Source organism: Streptomyces sp. NPDC039736 (genome assembly GCF_055596485.1).
On sequence record NZ_JBVIUQ010000007.1, the window covers coordinates 236,651 to 257,713 of the forward strand.

Consider the following 21,063-nt stretch of genomic DNA (forward strand, 5'->3'; position numbering starts at 1 on the left):
CGATTCGCGCGCACACAATTCGATTGCGGCCCCGGCCCGCCTGCGGCAGGGTGCGACCAGCACTCGTAGCCACCCCGCAAGGAGACAGCACATGCGCCGACTTTCCGCGTTCCCTCCGAAGGCCCCCTTCACCTCTTCAGAGAACCGGATCGTCAGTGCACACGGAAACGCACATCTCCGCGGGCGCGCCCAACCCCGCGCGCTCCGCCTCCCCGACCCCCGGGTCTGACGCCCTCAACCTGGGCATCGTCGCCCACGTGGACGCGGGCAAGACGAGCCTCACCGAGCGGCTCCTGCACTTCGCCGGAGTCCTCGACGAGATCGGCAGCGTCGACGCGGGCAGCACCCACACCGACACCCTCGCGCTGGAGCGCCGCCGCGGCATCACCATCAAGTCCGCCGTCGCGTCGTTCGCACTCGACGGCCGTACGGTCAACCTCATCGACACCCCCGGGCACCCCGACTTCATCGCCGAGGTGGAACGGGTCCTCGGCGTGCTCGACGGGGCCGTCCTGGTGGTGTCCGCCGTCGAAGGCGTCCAGGCGCAGACCCGCGTCCTGATGCGCACCCTGCGACGCCTGCGCATCCCCACCCTGATCTTCGTCAACAAGATCGACCGCAGGGGGGCGCAGGACACCTCCCTGCTGCGCTCCCTCGGCGACCGGCTCACCCCCGCGCTCGCCCCGCTGGGCGCGGTCCACGACGCGGGCCTCCCCACCGCCTCCTTCCAGCCGTACCCCGAAGCGGACGCGGACTTCGCCGACCGTCTGGGGCAGCGCCTCGCGGAGCAGGACGACGCCGTGCTGGCCGCCTGCCTGAACGCCCTGCCGCACCCGCTGCCGCCCGCCCGGCTGCGCGCGGAACTCGTGCGGCAGACCCACCGGGCGCTGATCCACCCGGTGTTCTTCGGATCGGCCGTCACCGGGGCAGGCGTCGACGCCCTCGCCGAGGGCATCGGCCAACTGCTGCCGCCGGCCGGGGGAGCCCCGGACGAACCGGTCTCGGGCACGGTCTTCAAGGTCGAGCGGGGCGCCGCCGGGGAGCGGATCGCGTACGTCCGGCTGTTCGGCGGACGGGTGCGGGTACGCGACCACGTGACCCTCCGGCAGGGCCCGGGCGCGGCCCGGGAGGGCAGGGTGACCGGAGTGCGGGTCTTCGCGGAGGGCACGGTCACCGGTGCGCGGGCGGTCGCGGCCGGGCAGATAGGCCAGTTGCTCGGCCTCGCCGACGTACGGGTGGGCGACACGATCGGTAGGCCCGGGCCGCGGACGGGGACGGACCGCCACTTCGCGCCGCCCGCCCTGGAGACCGTCGTCCGGCCGGTCCGCCCCGGCGACCGCGCCGCCCTGCACTCCGCGCTCCTGCAACTCGCCGAGCAGGACCCGCTGATCGGGCTGCGGCACGACGAGATCCGGCGCGAGACCTCCGTATCGCTGTACGGGGAGGTGCAGAAGGAGGTCATCGGGACGACGCTCGACGAGGACTACGGCATCCCCGTCTCGTTCTCCGCGACCACCACCCTGCACCGGGAGAGCGTCGACGGTCCGGGGCAGGCGCACGAAACGAGGGGGGAGGACGGAAACCCCTTCGCCGCGACCGTCGGACTGCGGGTGGAGCCGGGCCCGCCCGGAAGCGGCGTGGACCACCGGCTGGGCGTCGAACTCGGCTCGATGCCCCACGCGTTCATGCGCGCCGTGGAGGACACCGTCCGGGCGACGCTCCACCAGGGCCTGTACGGCTGGCAGGTGAGCGACTGCGTCGTGACGCTGACGCACAGCGGATTCTGCTCCGTGCGGAGCACCGCCGCCGACTTCCGCGGCCTGACCCCGCTGGTGCTGATGAGCGCGCTGCGCCGGGCCGGGACCACCGTGCTGGAGCCGATGCACGACTTCCGCCTCGAAGTCCCGTCGGCCGCGCTCGGACAGGTCGTGCCACTCCTGGCCCGCCTGCGGGCGGTGCCGGCCGCACCGCGCGTCGAGCGGTACGGCTGCTCGCTGACCGGTGAGATCCCGGCCGCCTCCGTCCACCCGCTGGAACGCCGGCTGGCCGGGCTCACCGGCGGCGAGGGGCTGTTGGAGACCTCCTTCGCCCGTCACCGGCCGGTGACGGCCACCCGGCGGCCCCCGTCCAGGGCGCGCACCGACCACAACCCGCTGCACCGCCGGGAGTACCTGCTGCACGTCGTGCGCAGGGTCTGAGACGGTGACGGGCCGCGGCCGGTGCGCGGCGCCGTCGGCGGACGCCGCGCACCGGCGGGCGCGCGGTGACCGCCGGCGGTCAGGCCGCGACGAGCTCCTCGGCGACGAACCTGTCCACGAACTCCTGGGCGCGGCGGTCGAAGTCGGCGTACTGCGCCTCCCGTTCGGCGCCCGTGACCGCCTGGCCGACCAGGAGGTTGCCTTCGGCGTCGACGCGCTGGGGCCGCTCCTCCGCGTCGGTGAGCAGGCCGACGGTGGACCGGGAGAAACCGCAGTAGGAGGCGATGCCGTCGTTCAGGCCGCTGTCCAGGACGGCCTGCATCCCCGCCACGACGGGATCGTCGGACGGGGCGCCGGCCAGGCCCAGCCACAGCATGCGCTTGCCGGCGAGGCGGGGCTTGCTGCGGCCGTAGGCGAACCCGTAGTTCCACACGCGGTCGATCCAGCCCTTGAGCACGGCGGGCACGCTCTGCCAGTAGACGGGGAAGACGGCGACGACGACATCGGCGTCGAGGACGCGCCGCATGTGGGCCTGCACTTCGTCCGAGTACGCCTTCTCCCTGTTGCCCCAGTCCGGCTCGTCCGCGGTGTTCATCCGCGGGTCGAACCCTTCCGCGTGCAGGTCGAGCAGGTCGACGCGGTACCCGGCCGCTTCGAGCCGGGCGGCGGCCCGGCGGGCGGTGTGCGCGGTGAGGGAGTCGGCGCGGTGGTGCGCGACGACGACGAGGGCGGTCCTGCTCTGGCTGGCGAGCTCGGTCACGGTGTCTCCCGGTAGGTCTCGGTCGGTGCGATGAACCCAGTACAGCCCCGGCGGGATAGATGATCCATGGGAGAAACGCTACGGAACATAGGCGATCGTCTACGCTGCTTCCATGGATCCTCTGAGTTCGCTCCTGAGCGGCATCCGGGCCGAGGGCTCGGTCGTCAGCCACGCCGTACTGACGGCGCCCTGGACCATCCGCTTCGCCGACGGGGCGCCGCTGACCATGGTCAGCGTGCTGCGCGGCGGCGGCACCCTGCTGCTGCCCGACGGCACGCGGCGGACGGTCCGCGCGGGTGACACGGCCATCGTGCGCGGCCCCGCGCCGTTCCACCTGGCGGACCGCCCCGACAGCGTCCGACGCCCCCACTCCACCTACGAGATCGCCTGTTTCGCCGCGGACGCGGAGTGCACCGCCGAGGAGCTCGCCGGAATCCGCTGGGGCGGCGAAACGGAGGCGGCGACCGCGCTGATCGTGGGCGCCTACCGCGCCTCGGGCCGCCGCCACGAGCGGCTGCTGCGCGCGCTGCCGCCCGTCCTGGTGGTCACGGAGGACGCGGAGGTCTGCGCCTGGCTTGAACAGGCCGCCGCCGACGCCGCCCAACTCACCGCAGGATCACAGGCGCTGATGGACCGGCTCCTCGACTGGGCGCTGGTGTGCACCCTGCGCAATTGGTTCGACCAGGCCGGCGCCGACGCGCCGAGCTGGTACCGGGGCCTCGCCGACGAGGTCCTCGGCCCCGCCCTCCAGGCCTTCCACGACCGGCCCGCCGAACCCTGGACGGTCGCCTCGCTGGCCACCCGGGCCGGGGTCTCCCGGGCCCTGTTCGCCAAGCGCTTCACCGCGCTGATGGGCCGGCCGCCCCTGGCCTACCTCACGGAATGCCGGATGGCCGAGGCCGAGACGCTGCTGACCGACACGGACCTCAGCGTCGCGCAGGTCGGAAGGTCCGTCGGCTACGCCGACGCCTTCGGCTTCAGCGCCGCGTTCAAACGCCACACCGGCGAGAGCCCCCGCGCGTTCCGCACCGCGGCGGCCTGACCGCCCCGGCCGTACGCGCCGGCGCCCACGGCCGGTGCGCGGACCGCGTCAGGGCGCGCCCGGCGGCGTTCCCTCTCCGAAGGGACGGCCGCCCAGGCGCTCGCGGCCGTGCGGGGTGGTCCAGCCGTCGGTGTCCGGCCCCAGCGGCACGACGCCCGTCGGGTTGATGCCCCGGTGGACCCGGTAGTAGTGGCGTTTGATGTGGTCGAAGTCCACGGTGTCCCCGAACCCCGGCGTCTGGAAGAGGTCCCGGGCGTACGCCCACAGCACGGGGTTTTCGCTGAGCTTGTACCGGTTGCACTTGAAGTGGCCGTGATAGACCGCGTCGAAGCGCACCAGCGTCGTGAACAGCCGGATGTCGGCCTCGGTGAGGGTGTCGCCCACCAGGTAGCGCCGGCCGGCGAGCCGCCGCGTCAGCGCGTCGAGCCGGCGGAAGACGTCCCGGCACGCACTCTCGTACTCCTCCTGGCCGGTCGCGAACCCCGCCCGGTACACACCGTTGTTGAGGTCCTGGAAGACGTCCTCCATCACCTCGTCGATCTCCGCGCGCAGGGCCCGCGGATACAGGTCGGGCGCTCCCGGACGGTGCAGCTCCGTCCACTCGGTGGCCAGGTCGAGGGTGATCTGCTGGAAGTCGTTGGTGACCAGCCGCCCACTGGGCACGTCCACGATCGCCGGCACGCTCACCCCGCCCGGCGCGTCCTTCTCCCGCGCCTCGTACGCCTCGCTCAGGTACCGGATGCCCAGGACCGGATCGCGGCCGTCCGGGTCGAGGGTGAAGCGCCAGCTCCGGTCGTCCTGGATCGGGTCGGTGATCCCGAGCGACAGGGCGGACTCCAGGCCGAGCAGCCGGCGCGCGACGAGCACCCGGCCGGCCCACGGGCACGCCAGGCTCACCACGAGCCGGTAGCGCCCCGCCTCCACCGGCCAGCCGTCGCGCCCGTCGGCGGTGATCCGGTCCGCGAAGTGACTGCGCGACCTCTTGAACCGCTTCTTCCCGTAGGACTCGTTGCCCATCCCGGCTCTCCCTCTCGCTCGTGAATGCGCCGCGCCGACGCCGTCGGCCCGTTGTGCGACGAATGCCGATTCTGTCCCGTACGGCGGACCGATGTCATCTGCACGGGTTACGGGACGGGGGAGCGGGTTACGTGTGTACGCAGCCGCTGCGAACAGAGCGCGGAGGCACGCGGACCCGAGGACGCGTACAGGCCAGGAGTGAGGACGCGCATGACCAGCCCCCAGCACCAGTCGGACCAGGACGCCGGACGCCCGGAGACGGCTCTCGACGAGGCCCTGAAGGAGTTCGAGGAGGCCGAGACCTGCGATGTCGGCCGGACCGACCTCCCCGCGGACCACGACGGGGAGGCCGGGGACGCGCTGTCCCCCAACGAGGAGGCCCAGGAGGACGCCTCGGGCCACTGAGAGGACGCCTCGGCCCGAGGGGCCGGACTGCCGGCATGACCCGGCAGGCGGCCCCGCGCCGCGCCGTGCGTCGTCAGTTCGAGGTTCCGGATGCGGTGGGCCGCGCACCCGGCCGCCGTGGTGAAGTGCCATCGGCCGGGCAGGTGTTACCGATCTCTTACGGCCCCCGCCAGGGCTCGCCCGGCGGGCGCTGCCGTGGGTTCACTGGGGGCACGAAGACCCGGCCCGGCACCCTGCGCGGGCCCGTCCGTCCCGGCCCAGCCCCCCTGGAGTTCCCATGCCCGCGCCCGCCGCACGCCGCCGCACGCTCGTCGCCCTGCTGGTCGTCCTGACCGTGGCCGCGGGGGCCGCCCTCTACGCCTTCCAGCCCTGGAAGGCGTTCACCACGACCACCGTGAACGAGGCGCTTCCCCCCGCGGCGGCCGCCCCCACCGCCCCCGGCCCGCCGGGCGCGACGCCCGCCCCGGGCCCGGCCGGCCCCGTCGACCTCGCCCGGGGCGACTTCGTCAGCCACGAGCACACCACCACGGGCACCGCCCGCACGGTCCGCCTCGCCGGCGGCGCCGGGACCGTGCTGCGCCTCGAGGGACTCGTGACCTCGGAGGGCCCGGACGTACGGGTCTACCTGTCGCGCGAGGACGCCGAGGGGGCGGAGAGGGACCTCGGCGAGGGCGCGGTGGAGCTGGGCGGGCTCAAGGGCAACCGGGGCGACCAGAACTACGCCGTCCCGGCCGGAACCGATCTCTCCGCCTACCGCAGCGCCGTCATCTGGTGCGAGCGCTTCTCGGTGTCCTTCGGCGCCGCCGACCTCACGCCCCGGCGGTCGGCAGCGTGATCTCGAAGCAGCAGCCGCCCGGCACGTTGCGGACCTCGGCCCGCCCGGAGTGCGCCTCCACGATGCCGCGCACGATGGCCAGGCCCAGGCCCGCCCCGGCCGGCGGGGTCCGGGCCGCGGTGCCGCGCCAGCCGGTGTCGAAGACCCGGGCCAGGTCCTCGGCCGGGATGCCGCCGCAGCCGTCCGTGACGGACAGGACCGCCCCGGCGGCCCGCTGCTCGGCGGCGACCGTCACCGTGCCGTCGGCCGGCGTGTGACGGATCGCGTTGACCAGGAGGTTCGCCAGCACCCTGGACATCTCCCGGCCGTCCACCTCCAGCGGCACCGGATCGACCCGCTCCCCGACGAGCCGCACCCCGTGCTCCCGGGCGAGCGGGTCCGTCCCCTCCAGGGCCTCGCCGACCAGGTCGTACGCCGACATCCGGACCGGTTGCAGGGCGAGCGCGCCGGCGTGGATACGGGAGAGCTCGAACAGGTCGCCGACCATGGAGTTGAGCCGGTCCACCTCGGTGCGGATCTGCCGGTGGTAGCGGGCGGTGTCCTGCGCGACGCCGTCCTCCAGCGCCTCCGACATGGCGCGCAGACCGGCCAGCGGGGTGCGCAGGTCGTGCGAGATCCAGGCCACCAGCTCGCGCCGGGACGCCTCCAGGGTGCGCTCGCGTGCGCGCGCCCCGGCCAGCCGGGCGGCCGTCGCGGCGAGCTCGGCGCTGAGGGCGGCCAGCTCGGCGGGCGCGGCTCCCGGCGGCGGCGGGGTGAAGGTGCCGCCGTCGCCGAACTCCCGCGCCGAGTGCACGAGTTGCCGGGTGCTGACGACGAGGCGGCGGCCGAGGGCGAGCGCGGTGAGGAGCGAGACCCCCGCCGCCATCGCGACGACCAGCGTGACCACGTAGAGGTCGTGGGGGGACAGGAACATCGCCCAGGCCACGGCGAGGGTCCCGGCGAGCATCGCGCCCACCGCGACCGCCGCCACCACGGCGAGCGACACCGCGACCGAACGGCGGCGCAGCAGGTGCAGGACGGCGGCGCCCAGCAGCCCGGCCCCGGCCGCGCCGAGGAAGGCGTAGAGGGCGATGATCAGGATGTCGCGCACGGGCGGCCCTCAGCTCTCCGCCGTCCGGGGCCGCGGCGGGTCCTGCATCCGGTCCCGCGGTGGGAGTTGCGGCGGGTCGAAACGGTATCCGGCGCCCCAGACCGTCTGGATCAGCAGGGGGCGGGCCGGGTCCTCCTCGATCTTGCTGCGCAGCCGCCGCACATGGACGGTGACGGTGGAGAGGTCGCCGAACTCCCACCCCCACACCTCCCGCATCAGCAGCTCCCGGCCGCACACCTGCCCCGGGTGCCGCAGGAAGTGGGCGAGCAGGTCGAACTCCCGCTGCGTGAGGGACAGCTCGCGCCCGTCCTGGCGGGCCCGCCGCGCCGCCGGATCGAGTTCGAGGCCGGCCGCGCGCAGCACGGGACCCGGCGCGGGGGGCCGGGAGGCGCGGCGCAGCACGGAGGCGACCCGCAGGACCAGTTCGCGGGGGCTGAACGGCTTGGTCACGTAGTCGTCGGCCCCCACCTCCAGCCCGAGGATGCGGTCCTCCTCGCCGCTGCGGGCGGTCAGCATGATCACCGGAACGGGCCCGTCCGCCCGCAGCGTGCGGCAGACCCGGAGGCCGTCCATGCCGGGCAGCATCAGGTCCAGGACCACCAGGTCGGGCCGGCGGCGGCGGGCCGCGGCCAGCGCACCGGGCCCGTCGGCGGCGCGGTCCACCGCGAACCCGGCCCGCTCCAGGTACCCGGCGACCACCTCGGACACGGTCGGGTCGTCGTCCACCACCAGCACCCGCTGCACGTTCCCCATCCGCACAGCCTCGCATCCGCGCGGGCGGGGAGGCGCACGCGGGCGGCCGCAGCGCGCGGACGTCCGCGTTCCGTAAGGACTTCCGCCCCCGGCCCGCCGTCGTGGGCCGGGGGCGGCCGGGTCAGCGCACCGCCACCGGGGAGGAGGCGCCCGGGACGGAGAGGCGGGGAGCGCCGGTGCCGTCGGCGGGGGTGGTCCACAGGTCGCTCCTGCGGCCGTCCTGTCCCGGCAGGGCGTACCCGAGGGTGGCGTCGTCCAGCCAGGCGGCCTGGTCGTCGACGCTGCGGGTCTCGGCGAGCGCGTGCTCGCGCAGGGTCGCCAGGTCCAGGACGTACAGCTGCCAGGGCTTCGAGGGGTCGTCCCTGACCTTCTTCTTGAAGGCGATCCGGGTGTTGTCCGGCGACAGCGAGGGGCATTCGACGTTCGTGCGCAGCGCCTTGGCCGACCACTTCCGCAGGTCGCCCTCGACGAGGTGGGTCCTGCCCTTGGTCGAGACGGTGGCGTAGAAGCGGTTGTCGTCGCGGGCGAAGGTCACGCCCCAGAAGTTGACGTCGGGGGAGTGGTGGCGGACCCCGTCGATGGTCAGCGGGATGCCTTCGATCGACTTGACCAGGAACCCGGTCCGCAGGTCCAGGACGGCCGTCCGGGTGGAGAAGGCCGACGTGGCGTAGGAGTCGCCGGTGGCGAAGGTGGTCCAGGCCAGGACGTTGCCCGAGGCGGAGACCCGGGCCCGGTTGGGGATGCCCGCGACGGTGACCCGGCGGACCTCCCGCAGGTTCCGGTCGAGGACGACGGCGTGCGTGCGGGCGGGCACCCCGGGCAGTTTCCGCAGGCACAGGGCGTGCTGCCCCGCCGCGTGGAACCGGTCGCAGGAGGGCCCGCCGGTCTGCGCGGACGCCTGGCCGGCGACCCGGCGCGCGACCCGGCCCGAGTCCCCCTCGCGGAAGTACAGGCCCGGCGCGGCGAGGGTGAACGAGGCGTCGGCCTGCACCTGGCCCGCCGGGGCCTGGCGCTCGCGGGCGTGCAGGACGTAACCCAGCGAGCCGCCCCCCAGCAGGAGCACGGCGGCGACCACCAGGACCAGACGCAGTCGCCGGTTGCGGAGATTCATGACGCCTCCGGGGCGGCAGAGGGAGCGGGAGCGGAGGAGGTGGGCGGCGGGGAGGCGGCGGCGGAGGAGGGCGGCGGCGGGGAGGCGGGCAGCACGCGCCACGCCGCGACCAGGGCCGCCGCCAGGACGGCCGCCGCCGTCGCCAGGGCGGGCCCCGACCCCCAGAAGGTCCAGGCCGCGCCGAAGCCGGCCGCGCCGACCAGCCGGGCCAGGGCCTGCCCGGTCTGCAGGATCGCGAATCCGCTCGCCCGGCCGTGCGCGGGCAGCACGGGACCGGCGAGGGCCATCAGGACGCCGTCGGTGGCGGCGTAGAAGACGCCCAGCAGGGCGAGGACGACGACGAGCGTCGTCCAGGTCACCGGGCCGAGCAGCACGGCGTACGCGCCGAGCAGCGCGGCGTGCCCGAGCAGGAACGGCACCCGGCGTCCGGTCCGGTCGGCGATCCGGCCCGCCGGGACGCTGAGCAGCAGGTAACCGACGGCGGCGCCGAGCGGCAGCAGCGGGAACAGGGCCGGCGGGAGGTCCAGGCCCTGCTGGAGCAGCAGGTAGAGGAAGGCGTCGCCGATGGTGGCCGCGCCGAGCAGGGAGGCGGCGTACAGGATGCGCCGGAAGGCGGGGTCGCGCAGCGGCCGGTGGGTGGCGGGGCGCGTGCGGACGGGCGGGCCGGCGGGGGCCGCCGGGACGTACATCACGAGCAGCAGTACGCCGAGCAGGCCCACGCAGAAGCTGACCACGAACACCGCGTCGTAGGCGTCGGCGGTCGCCCACAGCACGGCGAAGGCGACCAGGGGGCCCAGCAGCGCGCCGGTGGTGTCCATCGCCCGGTGCACGCCGAAGGAGCGGCCCAGTTCGCCGGGCGGGGAGCTGAGCGAGATCAGGGCGTCCCGGGGCGCGGTGCGCACGCCCTTGCCGAGCCGGTCGGCGGCGAGCGAGGCGGCGATCCCGGCGGTGGCGCCGCCCGCGAGGAGCAGCCCGAGCCGGGAGAGGGCGGAGAGCAGGTAGCCGGCCCCGGCGACCCGCTTGTGCCGGCCCCCGCGGTCGGCGAGCCGTCCGCCGAGCAGCCGCACGAGGGCGGTCGCCCCGTTGAACAGGCCGTCCAGGAAGCCGAACTGGAGCGGGGTGAGACCCAGACCGAGGACCAGGTAGAGCGGCAGCACCGCCGTGACCATCTCCGAGGAGACGTCCGTGACGAGGCTGACCGCGCCGAGTGCGATGACGGTGCCGGGCACGCGCCGCCGGGCCCCTGCGGGGCGGGGCGGCGCGTCCGGGCGGCCGTTGGCTGCCAGGTACATCAGTGGCAGCTGTACTTCGGGCTCGTGTCCTTCACCTTGCCGTCGACGCCGATGTAGCTCCAGGCGTAGCCGGTGTCGTCGAAGTCCATCTTCAGCACGCCGTAGGGGCCGCTGATCCGCTTCTGGCTGTTCGGCTGGATCTCCTCGATCGGGTAGGGCTCGGCGCCGCCCATGCCGCCGACGATCTGCACGATCCCGTCGGCCTTGGCCTTGCCCTCGGGGTCCTGCGGGGCGAACCGCTCGTAGTGGTGGTCGTGGCCGCCGAGGACGACGTCGGCCTTGGCGCCGTACAGGATCTTCCACACCGGCTTGGAGACCAGCTCGTTGCCGTGCCCGCCGGAGGAGAAGAGCGGGTGGTGGAAGTAGGCGGCGATGCACTTCTTGCTGTTGGCGGCGAGGTCGGCCTTCAGCCAGTTGATCTGCTCGGCCTTGTCGAAGGAGTTGGAGTCGAGGGCGACGAAGTGCCAGTTGCCCTCGTCGTAGCTGTAGTAGCTCTTGCCCTTCGGGTAGGCGATGGAGCCGAAGTAGGACTTGTAGCCGGAGAGGGAGCCCGCCGGGTCGTACGTCTCGTGGTTGCCGGGCACCGGGCGGGTCTTGGCCTTGAAGGCGCCCCAGGTCTTGTCGTAGTAGGCGCGGAAGTCGCTCAGGCGGGCGTCGTCGTACTGGTTGTCGCCCATGGTCAGGTAGAACTTCGGGTTGAGCTGCTGCGCCAGCTTGGCGGTCTTGGGGTGGGCGCAGTTGCTGTCGGACGCGGTGCACTGGGCGGCGATGTCACCGGCCGCGACGACCGTGAAGGCGCCGGTGGGCGGCGGGGTGGAGTCGAGGGTGCCGTACACCTCCGCCTCGAACAGCGAGTAGCCGTACTCGGTGCCGCGCGCGGTGCCGTACACGCGCAGGTACCTGCCGGTGCCGGTGAGGGCGGTGAGGTCGTCGGTGCCGCCGTTTCCGGCGGTCTCCTGGGCGATCGTGGTCCAGGCCACCCCGTCCGCCGACGTCTCGACGCGGTACGCCTTGGCGTAGGCGGCCTCCCAGACCAGCCGGACCCGCGAGACGGAGGCGTTGGCGCCCAGGTCGATGCGCAGCCACTGCGGGTCCTTGCCCTCGGCGCTGGCCCAGCGGGTGGCGGGGTCGCCGTCGACGGCGTTCTCGGGGCCGAAGGAGGAGGACTCGTCGGAGGAGGACGTGGTGGCCTTCCCCCCGGAGATGACCGGGTCGGCGGCGGCCGTGGCCGGGCCGGGAAGGGCGAGGAGGAGCCCGCCGACGAGGGCGAGCAGGGCGGTGAGGGAGAGGAGGAGGGTGGGGGTCCTTCCGGGGGAAGGGGGGAGATGGGCTGAGACGTTCAGGCGCATACCTGGACTCCCTGACGTGGGGCGAGGAGAGCTGGAATGTGTGCGGGCCGCCGTCCCGCCCGCCGGGGCGGGCGGGACGGCGGAACGGCGGCCGGGTCAGAGCTCTCGCTGAGCGCGTCATGCCCGTCGCAACGCGGGCACCGCGCCGAGCCGCCGTACGTCGAAATCGGTGCTGGTGGTGCGGCTCAGGCGCGGATCTTGCTCCGGATCCAGACGCCGGCTTCCTTGAGGACGGACGTGCCGGTCCACTTGTCGTCGGTGTCGCACACGCCGTCCTTGAAGACGGCGCCGGAGCGGTGGTCGTCGGAGTAGTTCCAGTTGACCCAGGAGATCTTCTTGCGCTTCATGAGGTCGAGGTACTTCTGCGCCATCGCGAAGTCGTTGGCGTCCTCGCCCTTGTAGTTCTGGGTGCCGAACTCGGTGACGAAGACGGGCAGCTTGTCGGAGGCCCGGTCGAGCGTCTGCAGGTACTCCTCGCGGTGCGAGGCCGCGTAGAAGTGGAAGGTGTACATGATGTTCGAGGCCCGTACCGGGTTGTTCACCACCTCGGACTCGTCGGAGTCCTCGGACACCCCGAAGGACGACCAGGCGCGCGTTCCGACGAGCACCACCGAGTCGGGGTCCTTGGCGCGGATGACCGGGATGACCTGCTCGGCGTAGGACTTGACGCGCGACCAACTGACGCCGGACGGCTCGTTGGCGATCTCGTAGAGGACGCCGGGGTGGTCCTTGTACTTCTTCGCCATGGCGGTGAAGAAGGTCTTCGCCCGCTCCAGGTTGTAGTGCGGGTCGCCCGGCTCCAGCATGTGCCAGTCGATGATCGCGTACATGCCCCGGGCGAGGGCCAGGTCGACGAACTTCTGCGCGCGGGCGGTGAACTTGGCGGGGTCGTCCTCGTAGCCCTCGTCCTGGACGTACGTGGAGACGCGCAGGACGTCGGCGCGCCAGTCGGTGGCGAGCGCGTCCATGGACTTGCTGGTGACGCACTGGGGGAACCACTGCGTGCCGTGGGTGCTCATGCCGTTGAGCTGGACGGCCTTGCCGTCGGCGTCACAGAGCTGGGTGCCGCAGACCTTGAGGGGACCGTTGATCGCACGGGCCCCCGGTGCGGAGGAGGAGGAATCCCCCGCGGGGGACGCGGAGGCGGTGCCGGAGAGGGCCAGCAGGACGGCCGCGAGGGAGCCGCTGGCCATGGACATGACAGATCGGGCGGACCGGCGCATCACGAACTCCAGGTGTGGGGTGAGCGTGTGTTCCTGGCGTGAAAGCTAGGGGTCCGCCCAGGCGGCGTCAAGAGTGTTGGGAAACCTTCCTAACGATTAAGCGGAATATGAGGAGTTGCTCGTGGGCGGCAGAAAGCCCTCCTGAACCCGGCGCGGGGGGAGGGCTGTTGGACTACGGGAGATCGCCGCGCTCGGCGGGGCTCCCCCTCGTTCATTTCGTGTACACCGGACGACGGGGTCACCCGCCGTCCGCCGGTCGCCGTACCGACACGGAGCACCGGCACGCTCAGGCGCGTCCGCCCCCCCCCGCACCCGCCCGGCCGGGGCGGCTGCACGGGGTGCGGGCCCTGCGGGACCCCGACGGCTGCGCCTGTGTGCCCGTCCCGGCCGGGCGCGGTGCGGAACGCGCCCCGCGCCCGGCCGGCGCGTCATCCGGCTGCGTCGGTGTCCCGCGCGTTCGTCCGTACGTCCGTGAGGACGAAGCCGCTGCGCGGCCGGGTCGGCATCCGGTTCAGGGGGATGCGGAGGTCCTGTTCCGGCACGTCGTACGCCAGTCGTGCCAGCCGCGGCGTCAGCGTCGCCAGCACCGCGAGCGTCACGTCCTCGCCGGGGCAGCGGTGCCCGGTGGCCGGATCGCCGCCGCCCTGGGGGACGAGTTCGTCCCGGCCGGGCGCCCGGTCCAGGAAGCGGCCGGGGTCGAAGGCGTAGGGGTCGGGGAAGAGCGCCGGGTCGTGGTCGTGGCCGTAGAGGTCGAGGACCACCATCGTGCCGGCGGGCACCGGCCGGCCGTCCCACTGCGCGGTGTCGGTGGCCAGACCGGCGACGAAGGGCGCGAAGGGGTAGAAGCGGCGCACCTCCTGGGCGAACGCCAGGGCCCGGGCCGCGTCCCCCGCGGCGAGCCGCTCGCGCTGCTCGGGCCACCGGTGCAGCGCGTGGGCGGCGAACGCCAGGTACCAACTGACCGCCACGGTGGGCCGGATGACGTTGAGCACCTCGACGGCCGCCGTGTGCGGGTCCAGCAGGGCGCCGTCGGCGTCCCGGTGGTGGGCGACGGCGGCGAACGCCGTGGCCGCCTTGACGGACGGTCCGCCCGCTTCCGTCCCGGTCCCCGCCCGCCGGCGCTCGGCCGTCACGAGTTCCGCGATCCTGGCCTCCTGCCTCGCCCGGGCCCGGCGGGCGCGGAAGTGCCGGGGACCCGCCGTGGCGAAGCCGTCGACCATGGCGACCAGGTCGGCGGCCAGGTGCCGCGAGCCGTCCGGGCCGGCGGGCAGGGCGACGCCCGCCCAGTCGCAGACCGCCCGGGTGATGATCTCGGACACCTCGTCGAAGAGCACCACCCGGTCCCGGCCGGGCCACGCGGCCACCGTCCGGTCCCACTCGCGGGCCAGCCGGTCGGACAGGTCCCGCAGCCCGCCGGCGTCCTTGAGCTCGGCCATGAAGAGCGACTTGCGGACCCGGTGGGCCCCGCCGTCCAGGGTGTGCACCGCGCCCCGCCCGAACAGGGTGTCCAGGAGCGGCCCCGGCAGGGCGCCCTCGCGTACGACGTTGTGCTCGTCGTAGAACCAGCGCACCGCGTCCGGGCCGTGCAGGGCCAGCGCCCGGCGCCCGGCCAGCCGCGTGTGCACGGGCCAGCTCCCCTCGCGCCGGTGCCGGTCGGGCAGCCAGGCGTAGCCCTTCAGAAGCAGGGGCAGGGTGCTGTCCATCATGCGTTCTCTCTTCTCGTGCTCGTCGTGCTCGTCGTGCTTGTCGTGCATTTCGTGCTTGCCGCGCACGGTGTGCTGGTCGTGCTTCCGTGCGACGGACCCGCGGGACGCCGGGGGCGGGGCGGCGGAAGGCGCGTCGCGGCCCCGGCGCCGGAGCCGCGGCGTCAGACCCGGGCGTCCTGCCCGCTCCGGTCCGGGCTCGACTCCTCCACGGTGCGGGCCAGGCGGCCCAGCAGACTGCGGTGCCGCAACTGCATCAGCGCGTCCAGCGCACCGTTGTGCAGCGCGCCGCCCACGCCGCGCAGCGGGTGCTCGTCCAGGGTCACCAGGGTGTGTTCGCCCCACGGCCTGATGTCGAAGGCGATCCGCGCGGTGCCCAGCGGCCCGCTGTACGCCTCCAGCTCCAGGGAGTGCGGAGGCTCGTGGCGGCGCACGGTGGTGTGCCCCTCGAACTCCTTGCGGCCCAGGCGGACGGTGTAGCGCAGGGTCGCCCCCTGCTTCGGCCAGGCCCCGGTGTCCGGGCGGGTGGAGTGCGTGCCCACCACCCATTCCCCGTAACGCGACGCGTCGCTGAGCACCGCCCACAGGGCGTCCGGCGGGCGGCGGATGAGCTGGTGTCGGACGGCCACGTGTCCTCCTGGATGTCGGCTGGTCGTCGGCCGGTCGCGGAGGACCGGCCGACTGGGTGCGGCACTCGCCGGGTGCCCCTGTGGTCCCGGTCTACTCGCCCTTCCCCCGGTCCGCATGCCGTGTAGGTGCGCGAGACGTGGGTACCCCGCTGTGGCACAGTCGAAAGTGGCTTCCTCCCATTGGGGGAACGCCGGCCCCCGGGCGACGATGGCAAGGAGCGGCTCATGAGCACGGAATCGCCGGACTCCGGTTCGTACTGGATGGAGTACGGGGCCGGCGCGGCGCACCCACCGCCCTCCGGCCGCGTCGAAGCGGACGTCGCCGTGATCGGCGCGGGCATCGCCGGGATCTCCACGGCCTGGGAGCTCGCCCGTGCCGGACGGTCGGTGGTCCTCCTGGAGGCCGGCCGGATCGCGTCCGGCGTGACGGGACACACCACCGCCAAACTGTCCGCCCTGCACGGACTCGCCTACCAGCGGGTGCGGAAGTCCCGCGGTGCGGACGCCGCCGCCCGCTACGCGCGCTCGCAGAGCGACGCGATCGGGCGGGTGGCCCAGGTCTGCGAGGAACTGGGGATTGACTGCGACTTCGAACGCGTGGCCGCCTACTCCTACAGCGAGACCGGCGAGCAGGGACGCGCCGTGGTGGCGGAGGCCGAGGCCGCCCGGGCGGCGGGACTGCCCGCGACGTACGTCACCGAGACCGGGCTGCCGTTCCCGGTGGCGGGAGCCGTGCGGGTGGAGGACCAGGCCCAGTTCCACCCGCGCAAGTACCTGCTGGCCCTCGTGGCGGACCTGCGGCGGCAGGGCGCTTCGGTCTTCGAGGGAGCCAGGGTGACCGGCCTGCACGAGGGCGACCCGTGCCGCCTGACGCTGGCGGGCGGGTCCGTGGTGCGGGCGCGCGAGGTGGTCGTGGCGACGCACTACCCCCTCTTCGACCGGTCGCTGCTGTTCGCCCGGCTCACCCCGCACCGCGAACTGGTTGTGGCGGGGCCGATCCCCGCCGCGCAGGACCCGCACGGCATGTACCTGACCCCGGAGGGCTCGACCCGCTCGGTGCGCACCGCGCCCTACGACGACGACGAGGACGGCGGGAGCCGCCGGCTGCTGATCGTCACCGGTGAGAAGTTCACCCCGGGCGCCGGCGGGGTCGAGGAGCGGTACGCGCGACTGGAGCGGTGGACCGCCGAACGCTTCCCCGGCGTACGCCTCACCCACCGCTGGGCGGCCCAGGACAACGAACCCTCCGACGGCGTGCCCTTCGTGGGCAGGCTGCATCCCGGCGCGCGGCACACCTGGGTGGCCACCGGGTTCAACGGCTGGGGGATGAGCGGCGGAGTGATGGCCGGCCGGCTGCTCGCGGCGCGCATCACCGCGAAGGAGGGCGACGGCGGCGGGACCGGCGTGTCCGGGCCGGACGTCCTGTCGTGGGCGGACCTGTACGACCCGGTGCGCCTGAGCCCCCGGCACGAGGCGCCCTCCGTGCTCAGTACGTCGGCCACGGTCGCGGCGCACTTCGTCGGCGACCGGCTGCCGCACCGCACCGGCTCCGTCGAGGACATCGCCCCGGGCGGCGGCGCGGTGGTACGGGACGGCAAGCGGCACCTCGCGGTGCACCGCGACGACACCGGAGCGCTGCACGCGGTGGCGGCCCGGTGCACCCACATGGGCTGCCTGGTGCGGTTCAACGACGCCGAGCGCACCTGGGAGTGCCCGTGCCACGGGTCCCGGTTCGGGGTGGACGGCGAGGTCCTGCAGGGCCCGGCGGTGCATCCGCTGGCCCGTGCGTCGCGCGTCGGGCAGGCCGATGCCGAGGACACCGGCCGGGCCGCGCCCGCCCCGGAGCCGGACGCGTCCTTCTGACGCCCGGCGCACGGCCCCGACGCCGGTGACCACACCCGCACCTCGCCGGGGCGGCGAGCAGCACCGCGCGCCCCCGCCGTGCTGCTCGCCGCCGCCGGGGCCCCGGCCTGCACGGCCGCGGACGTACTGGAGGACCCCGCCGTCCGCGAACACGCCTGGGCCGCCCACGAGGAGACGGCCCGCACAGACGCCTGACACCCCCTCAAGCCCCGCCGCGGCAGCGTGCGGGGTCGGCCGGAATGAGCCCCCGCCCGCCCCGCCTCATGGACGCCGGGCCCCCCGCGGCGTTTCCTGGTGGGGCACGTGCGTACACCTGAGACCCCAGGGGGAGTCACCTTGCCGTCCCTGCCCCGCCGCACCTTCCTCCAGGCCGCCACCGTCACCATCGGCGCCGCCGCCGTCGGCGCGGCCCCGCCCTCCGAAGCCCTCGCGGACCCCGGGGGCCCCACCCGGCGCGTCCGCCTCGACGCGGCCACCAACGGCTCCGTCACCGCCCACCGCGGCCACTACGTCGCCGAGGTGCAGAACGTCCTCTGGTCCTTCCGCGACGACGGCCGGCCCGCCCGCGCCCTCACCCCGCCCGACCTCGAACCCGCCCGCCCGGTCCTCTCGCCCGACGGCCGCCGCATCGCGGTCTCCGGCTACCGGGGCGGCCAGTTCCACCTCTGGCTGCTGAACGCCGACGGCACGGGCCTGCGCCGCCTCACCGAAGGCCCCTGGGACGACCGGAGCCCCGCCTGGTCCCCCGACGGCACCCGCCTCGCCTTCTCCTCCGAACGCGGCGGCGACCCCGTCACGGGCAGCCCGTACCGCATCTGGACGGTGGACGTCGCCGACGGCACGCTGCGCCAGCTCACGGGCCTGAACGGGCAGCCGGGGCCCCACCAGGACAAGCCCTGGGAGGACTTCGACCCCGCCTGGAGCGGCGACGGCTCCCGGGTGCTCTTCGTGCGCGGCACGGTCGAGGGGACGGCGCTCCGGTCCCGTACGATCGCCGCCGTCCCCGCCGACGCCGGCCGGGCGGGCCCGGTCGCCGTCGTCCACACCGAGCCCGCCTCCGCACCGCCCGGCGGGCTCCTCACGCCCGCCGTCTCCCCGGCCGGCCGCACCGCCTGGCTGCGCGCCACCGCCACCGGCACGACCACCCGCTTCCAGCCCGTCACCCTCGTCGTCGACGGCCGGAACGTACCGGTCGAGGGCTCCCTCGCGGCCGTACCGCCGCGCTGGCTGGACGACGAGCGGCTCCTGCTCACCGTCGACGGCCAGTTCCAGATCCTGCGCCCGCACCGCGACCCCGCCAGGCGCACGGTGCCGTTCACCGCGACCCTGCCCGTCCACCGGCCGGCGTACCGGGTGAAGCGTTACGACCTGGAGCCGCGCGGCACCCGCCGCGTGCGCGGCATCCAGCAGCCGGTGCTCGCCCCCGACGGCCGCTCCTTCGCCTTCGTCGCCCTCAACTCCCTCTGGATCCAGCCGACTTCTGGGCGGCCGACCGGGCCCCGGCGGGTCCTGGAGGCCGATCCGTCCACGTACCTCCAGGGTCCCTCCTTCAGCCGTGACGGCCGGTGGCTGCTCTACGTCGACGACCGCGACGGCCTCAACGCCGTACGGCGGATCGAACTCGCCACCGGGAAGGACGAGCTGCTCGCGCCGGGCGGACGCACCCATCCCGCCCTCTCGCCGGACGGCACCCGGCTGGCCTGCCTGGACATGGCCGGCGGCCTGGTCGTCCGGGACCTGGCGGACGGAACGGAGAAGGTGGTGGCCGCGCCGCTGGGCGGCGGCGGACTGCCCGGCCCGCCGAGCTGGTCGCCGGACGGACGCCACCTCGTCTACGCCGACCGCAACCGGCTCAACTTCCGCTTCCGGGAGGGGTACAACCTGATCCGCGTGGTGGAGGTCGCCACCGGCGCCTCCCGCCTGTACCCCGTCGCCCGCTTCGCCTCGCTGTCCGACCGGTACGCCTCCGGGCCCGTCTGGTCGTACGACGGCCGGTGGCTGGCCGTGGTGAGCGAGTCCGCGCTGTGGGTGCTGCCGGTGCGCGCCGACGGCAGCCCGGCGGGGGAGGCCCGGCAGATCGGCGACCTCGGGGCGGACCATCCGAGCTGGGGCGCCGACAGCCGCACCCTCCTGTACCTCGCCGAGGGAAAGGTCCGGCTCACCACCCGCGACGCGGCCGGTCCCGGGCGCGTGCTCCCGGTACGGCTCGACTACCGCAGCTCCGCGCCCGCCGACGTGGTCGTGCACGCCGGACGGCTCTGGGACGGCACGGCGACGGACGGCCGGGTGCGCACCGACGTCGACATCCTGATCCGCGACGGGCGGATCACCGCCGTCGAACCGCACCGGGCGGGCCGCCGGGCCGGCCGTTTCGTCGACGCCTCGCGCCAGACCGTGCTGCCCGGCCTCTGGGACGCGCACACCCACCCCTGGCAGTACACGTACGGGGCGCGGCAGACCGCCGTCTCGCTCGCGTACGGCATCACGACCACCGTGTCCCTGGCCGGGTTCTCCTACGAACAGGCCCGGCTGCGCGAGGACGTCGTCGCCGGGCGGCTGGCGGGCCCCCGGCTGCTCACCACCGGCGAACTCCTCGACGGCTCGCGCGTCGCCTACAGCATGGGCCGGGCGCACCGGACGCGGGAGGGGCTGCGGCGCTCGCTCGCCCGGGGAGCCGCCCTGGACTGGGACTTCGTGAAGACGTACGTCCGCTCCCCGCAGGACCACATGGAGCAGGCGGCCCGCTTCGGGCACGAGCGGCTGGGGGTGCTGTCCGGCTCCCACCTCGTGTCGCAGGGCCTGCAGAGCGGCGAGGACCTGACGAGCCACCTCGTCGCCACCGAGCGCGCCGAGCAGGGCCACGGGGCGACCAGCGAGGGCTTCACCTACGCGGACACCGTCGCCGCCTACACGCGGGGCGGGCTGAAGCTCCTCGCGACCCCCTTCGTCGCCTCCCCGCTGCTGGGCGACTTCCCGGAACTGGCCGACGACGCCCGGGTCACGGCGATGATGCCGCCGTGGGACGCGGCGGCGGTCCGTGCCAACGCCGCCGAACGGCCGACCGACGTCCAGCGGCTGGCGCTGCGGCGGGAGCTGGCGACGTACCGGAGGATCGTGGACGGCGGCGGGCTGATGGCCATCGGCACGGACACCCCGATCACCCCGGTCGGACTCACCCTGCACATCGTCCTGCGCGCGATGGTACGGGGCGGCTTCCCGGCGGCGCAGGCCCTGCGGTCGGTGACCCGGGCCCCGGCCGAACTCTTCGGGGCGGACCGGGACCTGGGCACGGTCGAGCCCGGGAAGCTGGCCGACCTGACGGTCGTGGACGGCAACCCGCTGGTCGACTTCGACGACCTGGTGAAGGTGAGCGCGGTCCTCGTGGGCGGGCGGCCGCACACCCGGGCGGCCCTGGCCGCGCCGTACCGGCAGCGGGGCGCGGCCGCCGCGGCGCGCGGCGCGGAGTCGCACTGGGAGGCCGTCCGGCACCGGATGGAGGAGGGCGGCTGCTGCTGAGGGGCCGTCACCGGGCGGGTGGACACGGGGAACCGCCCCGGGGCGGGCGGACAGCGGATCCGTCGCCGGGCGGGTGAACAACGGCCGTCCTCGGGTCGAACTCAATTTTCCGCCCCGTGTCAGGAACCGTCCCGCCGTGCGGACCCTCATGATCGGTGAGGGGCGGGCGGGGCCGCGTTCGACGGCCGTCCTCCCGGCCCCGGCGGCGCACCCCACAGGTGCGCCGCTTCAGCGACCAGTTGAGAACGAGGAAGTCACGTGTCCCTGCCGACGCACC

Annotated in this window: 16 protein-coding genes; 6 read left to right on the forward strand and 10 right to left on the reverse strand. The window is 74.5% G+C overall.

Going from position 1 to position 21,063, the window contains the following annotated elements; genetic code table 11:
- Positions 1 to 173 precede the first annotated feature (173 nt).
- Positions 174 to 2,198 carry a GTP-binding protein gene (locus ACZ56L_RS23085; RefSeq protein WP_471066294.1) on the forward strand — a complete coding sequence of 675 codons (2,025 nt, stop codon included), beginning with the start codon at positions 174 to 176 and terminating at the stop codon, positions 2,196 to 2,198.
- A 79-nt stretch (positions 2,199 to 2,277) separates the two neighbouring features.
- Here ACZ56L_RS23085 and ACZ56L_RS23090 read toward each other — a convergent pair whose 3' ends face one another.
- Entirely contained in the window at positions 2,278 to 2,958 is a 681-nt protein-coding gene (locus tag ACZ56L_RS23090) for an NAD(P)H oxidoreductase (protein WP_345219637.1), read from the reverse strand.
- A gap of 112 nt (positions 2,959 to 3,070) precedes the next feature.
- Here ACZ56L_RS23090 and ACZ56L_RS23095 point away from each other — a divergent pair, with 112 nt between their 5' ends.
- Positions 3,071 to 4,000 carry an AraC family transcriptional regulator gene (locus tag ACZ56L_RS23095; RefSeq protein ID WP_471065943.1) on the forward strand — a complete coding sequence of 310 codons (930 nt, stop codon included), beginning with the start codon at positions 3,071 to 3,073 and terminating at the stop codon, positions 3,998 to 4,000.
- 48 nt (positions 4,001 to 4,048) lie between these two features.
- On the opposite strand, the gene ACZ56L_RS23100 is transcribed toward ACZ56L_RS23095, so the two are convergent.
- On the reverse strand, positions 4,049 to 5,017 hold the full coding sequence (locus ACZ56L_RS23100; protein WP_345219639.1) for a glutathione S-transferase family protein: 969 nt from the start codon (positions 5,015 to 5,017) through the stop codon (positions 4,049 to 4,051).
- 210 nt (positions 5,018 to 5,227) lie between these two features.
- Here ACZ56L_RS23100 and ACZ56L_RS23105 point away from each other — a divergent pair, with 210 nt between their 5' ends.
- The gene (locus ACZ56L_RS23105) at positions 5,228 to 5,422 is read left to right on the forward strand and encodes a hypothetical protein (RefSeq protein WP_471065945.1); all 195 of its coding nucleotides are present in this window, start codon (positions 5,228 to 5,230) and stop codon (positions 5,420 to 5,422) included.
- Between the two features lie 277 nt (positions 5,423 to 5,699).
- Entirely contained in the window at positions 5,700 to 6,257 is a 558-nt protein-coding gene (locus tag ACZ56L_RS23110; protein ID WP_471065947.1) for a DM13 domain-containing protein, read from the forward strand.
- Here the strand turns inward: ACZ56L_RS23110 and ACZ56L_RS23115 are convergent.
- The 8 genes from ACZ56L_RS23115 to ACZ56L_RS23150 form a co-directional block, all read right to left on the reverse strand.
- Positions 6,232 to 7,347: a sensor histidine kinase gene (locus ACZ56L_RS23115; protein ID WP_471065949.1), complete on the reverse strand. Its 1,116-nt coding sequence runs from the start codon at positions 7,345 to 7,347 to the stop codon at positions 6,232 to 6,234. The two genes, ACZ56L_RS23110 and ACZ56L_RS23115, sit on opposite strands and share 26 nt — an antisense overlap.
- A 9-nt stretch (positions 7,348 to 7,356) precedes the next feature.
- A complete protein-coding gene (locus ACZ56L_RS23120; RefSeq protein WP_471065950.1) occupies positions 7,357 to 8,100 on the reverse strand; it encodes a response regulator transcription factor in 744 nt (247 codons plus the stop codon).
- A gap of 121 nt (positions 8,101 to 8,221) precedes the next feature.
- Positions 8,222 to 9,211 (reverse strand): TolB-like translocation protein, encoded by a 990-nt coding sequence (locus ACZ56L_RS23125; protein WP_471065952.1) that lies wholly within the window; start codon positions 9,209 to 9,211, stop codon positions 8,222 to 8,224.
- Complete coding sequence (locus ACZ56L_RS23130) at positions 9,208 to 10,503, reverse strand: MFS transporter (protein ID WP_468692884.1); 1,296 nt, start codon at positions 10,501 to 10,503, stop codon at positions 9,208 to 9,210. The genes ACZ56L_RS23125 and ACZ56L_RS23130 overlap by 4 nt, the downstream gene beginning before the upstream one ends.
- Positions 10,503 to 11,852, reverse strand: a complete 1,350-nt coding sequence (locus ACZ56L_RS23135) for a discoidin domain-containing protein (RefSeq protein ID WP_345219645.1) — start codon at positions 11,850 to 11,852, stop codon at positions 10,503 to 10,505. Before ACZ56L_RS23135 ends, ACZ56L_RS23130 begins: the two co-directional genes overlap by 1 nt.
- Positions 11,853 to 12,037: 185 nt before the next feature.
- Positions 12,038 to 13,045, reverse strand: a complete 1,008-nt coding sequence (locus ACZ56L_RS23140) for a glycoside hydrolase family 5 protein (protein WP_345219646.1) — start codon at positions 13,043 to 13,045, stop codon at positions 12,038 to 12,040.
- 458 nt (positions 13,046 to 13,503) lie between these two features.
- Entirely contained in the window at positions 13,504 to 14,781 is a 1,278-nt protein-coding gene (locus tag ACZ56L_RS23145) for a cytochrome P450 (RefSeq protein WP_471066296.1), read from the reverse strand.
- A gap of 161 nt (positions 14,782 to 14,942) precedes the next feature.
- Positions 14,943 to 15,407, reverse strand: a complete 465-nt coding sequence (locus ACZ56L_RS23150) for an SRPBCC family protein (protein WP_471065955.1) — start codon at positions 15,405 to 15,407, stop codon at positions 14,943 to 14,945.
- Between the two features lie 225 nt (positions 15,408 to 15,632).
- Here ACZ56L_RS23150 and ACZ56L_RS23155 point away from each other — a divergent pair, with 225 nt between their 5' ends.
- Complete coding sequence (locus tag ACZ56L_RS23155; RefSeq protein WP_471065957.1) at positions 15,633 to 17,270, forward strand: FAD-dependent oxidoreductase; 1,638 nt, start codon at positions 15,633 to 15,635, stop codon at positions 17,268 to 17,270.
- Between the two features lie 336 nt (positions 17,271 to 17,606).
- On the forward strand, positions 17,607 to 20,786 hold the full coding sequence (locus ACZ56L_RS23160; RefSeq protein WP_471065959.1) for an amidohydrolase family protein: 3,180 nt from the start codon (positions 17,607 to 17,609) through the stop codon (positions 20,784 to 20,786).
- The last annotated feature ends 277 nt before the right edge of the window (positions 20,787 to 21,063 follow it).

What these genes read in the sequence shown, in the direction of transcription:
- ACZ56L_RS23105 (WP_471065945.1), top strand. Translation starts at nt 5,228, where the DNA reads ATGACCAGCCCCCAGCACCAGTCGGACCAGGACGCCGGACGCCCGGAG.
- ACZ56L_RS23095 (WP_471065943.1), top strand. Translation starts at nt 3,071, where the DNA reads ATGGATCCTCTGAGTTCGCTCCTGAGCGGCATCCGGGCCGAGGGCTCG.
- ACZ56L_RS23130 (WP_468692884.1), bottom strand. Translation starts at nt 10,503, where the DNA reads ATGTACCTGGCAGCCAACGGCCGCCCGGACGCGCCGCCCCGCCCCGCA.
- ACZ56L_RS23140 (WP_345219646.1), bottom strand. Translation starts at nt 13,045, where the DNA reads ATGGCCAGCGGCTCCCTCGCGGCCGTCCTGCTGGCCCTCTCCGGCACC.
- ACZ56L_RS23155 (WP_471065957.1), top strand. Translation starts at nt 15,633, where the DNA reads ATGAGCACGGAATCGCCGGACTCCGGTTCGTACTGGATGGAGTACGGG.
- ACZ56L_RS23145 (WP_471066296.1), bottom strand. Translation starts at nt 14,781, where the DNA reads ATGATGGACAGCACCCTGCCCCTGCTTCTGAAGGGCTACGCCTGGCTG.
- ACZ56L_RS23110 (WP_471065947.1), top strand. Translation starts at nt 5,700, where the DNA reads ATGCCCGCGCCCGCCGCACGCCGCCGCACGCTCGTCGCCCTGCTGGTC.
- ACZ56L_RS23135 (WP_345219645.1), bottom strand. Translation starts at nt 11,852, where the DNA reads ATGCGCCTGAACGTCTCAGCCCATCTCCCCCCTTCCCCCGGAAGGACC.
- ACZ56L_RS23100 (WP_345219639.1), bottom strand. Translation starts at nt 5,017, where the DNA reads ATGGGCAACGAGTCCTACGGGAAGAAGCGGTTCAAGAGGTCGCGCAGT.
- ACZ56L_RS23125 (WP_471065952.1), bottom strand. Translation starts at nt 9,211, where the DNA reads ATGAATCTCCGCAACCGGCGACTGCGTCTGGTCCTGGTGGTCGCCGCC.
- ACZ56L_RS23120 (WP_471065950.1), bottom strand. Translation starts at nt 8,100, where the DNA reads ATGGGGAACGTGCAGCGGGTGCTGGTGGTGGACGACGACCCGACCGTG.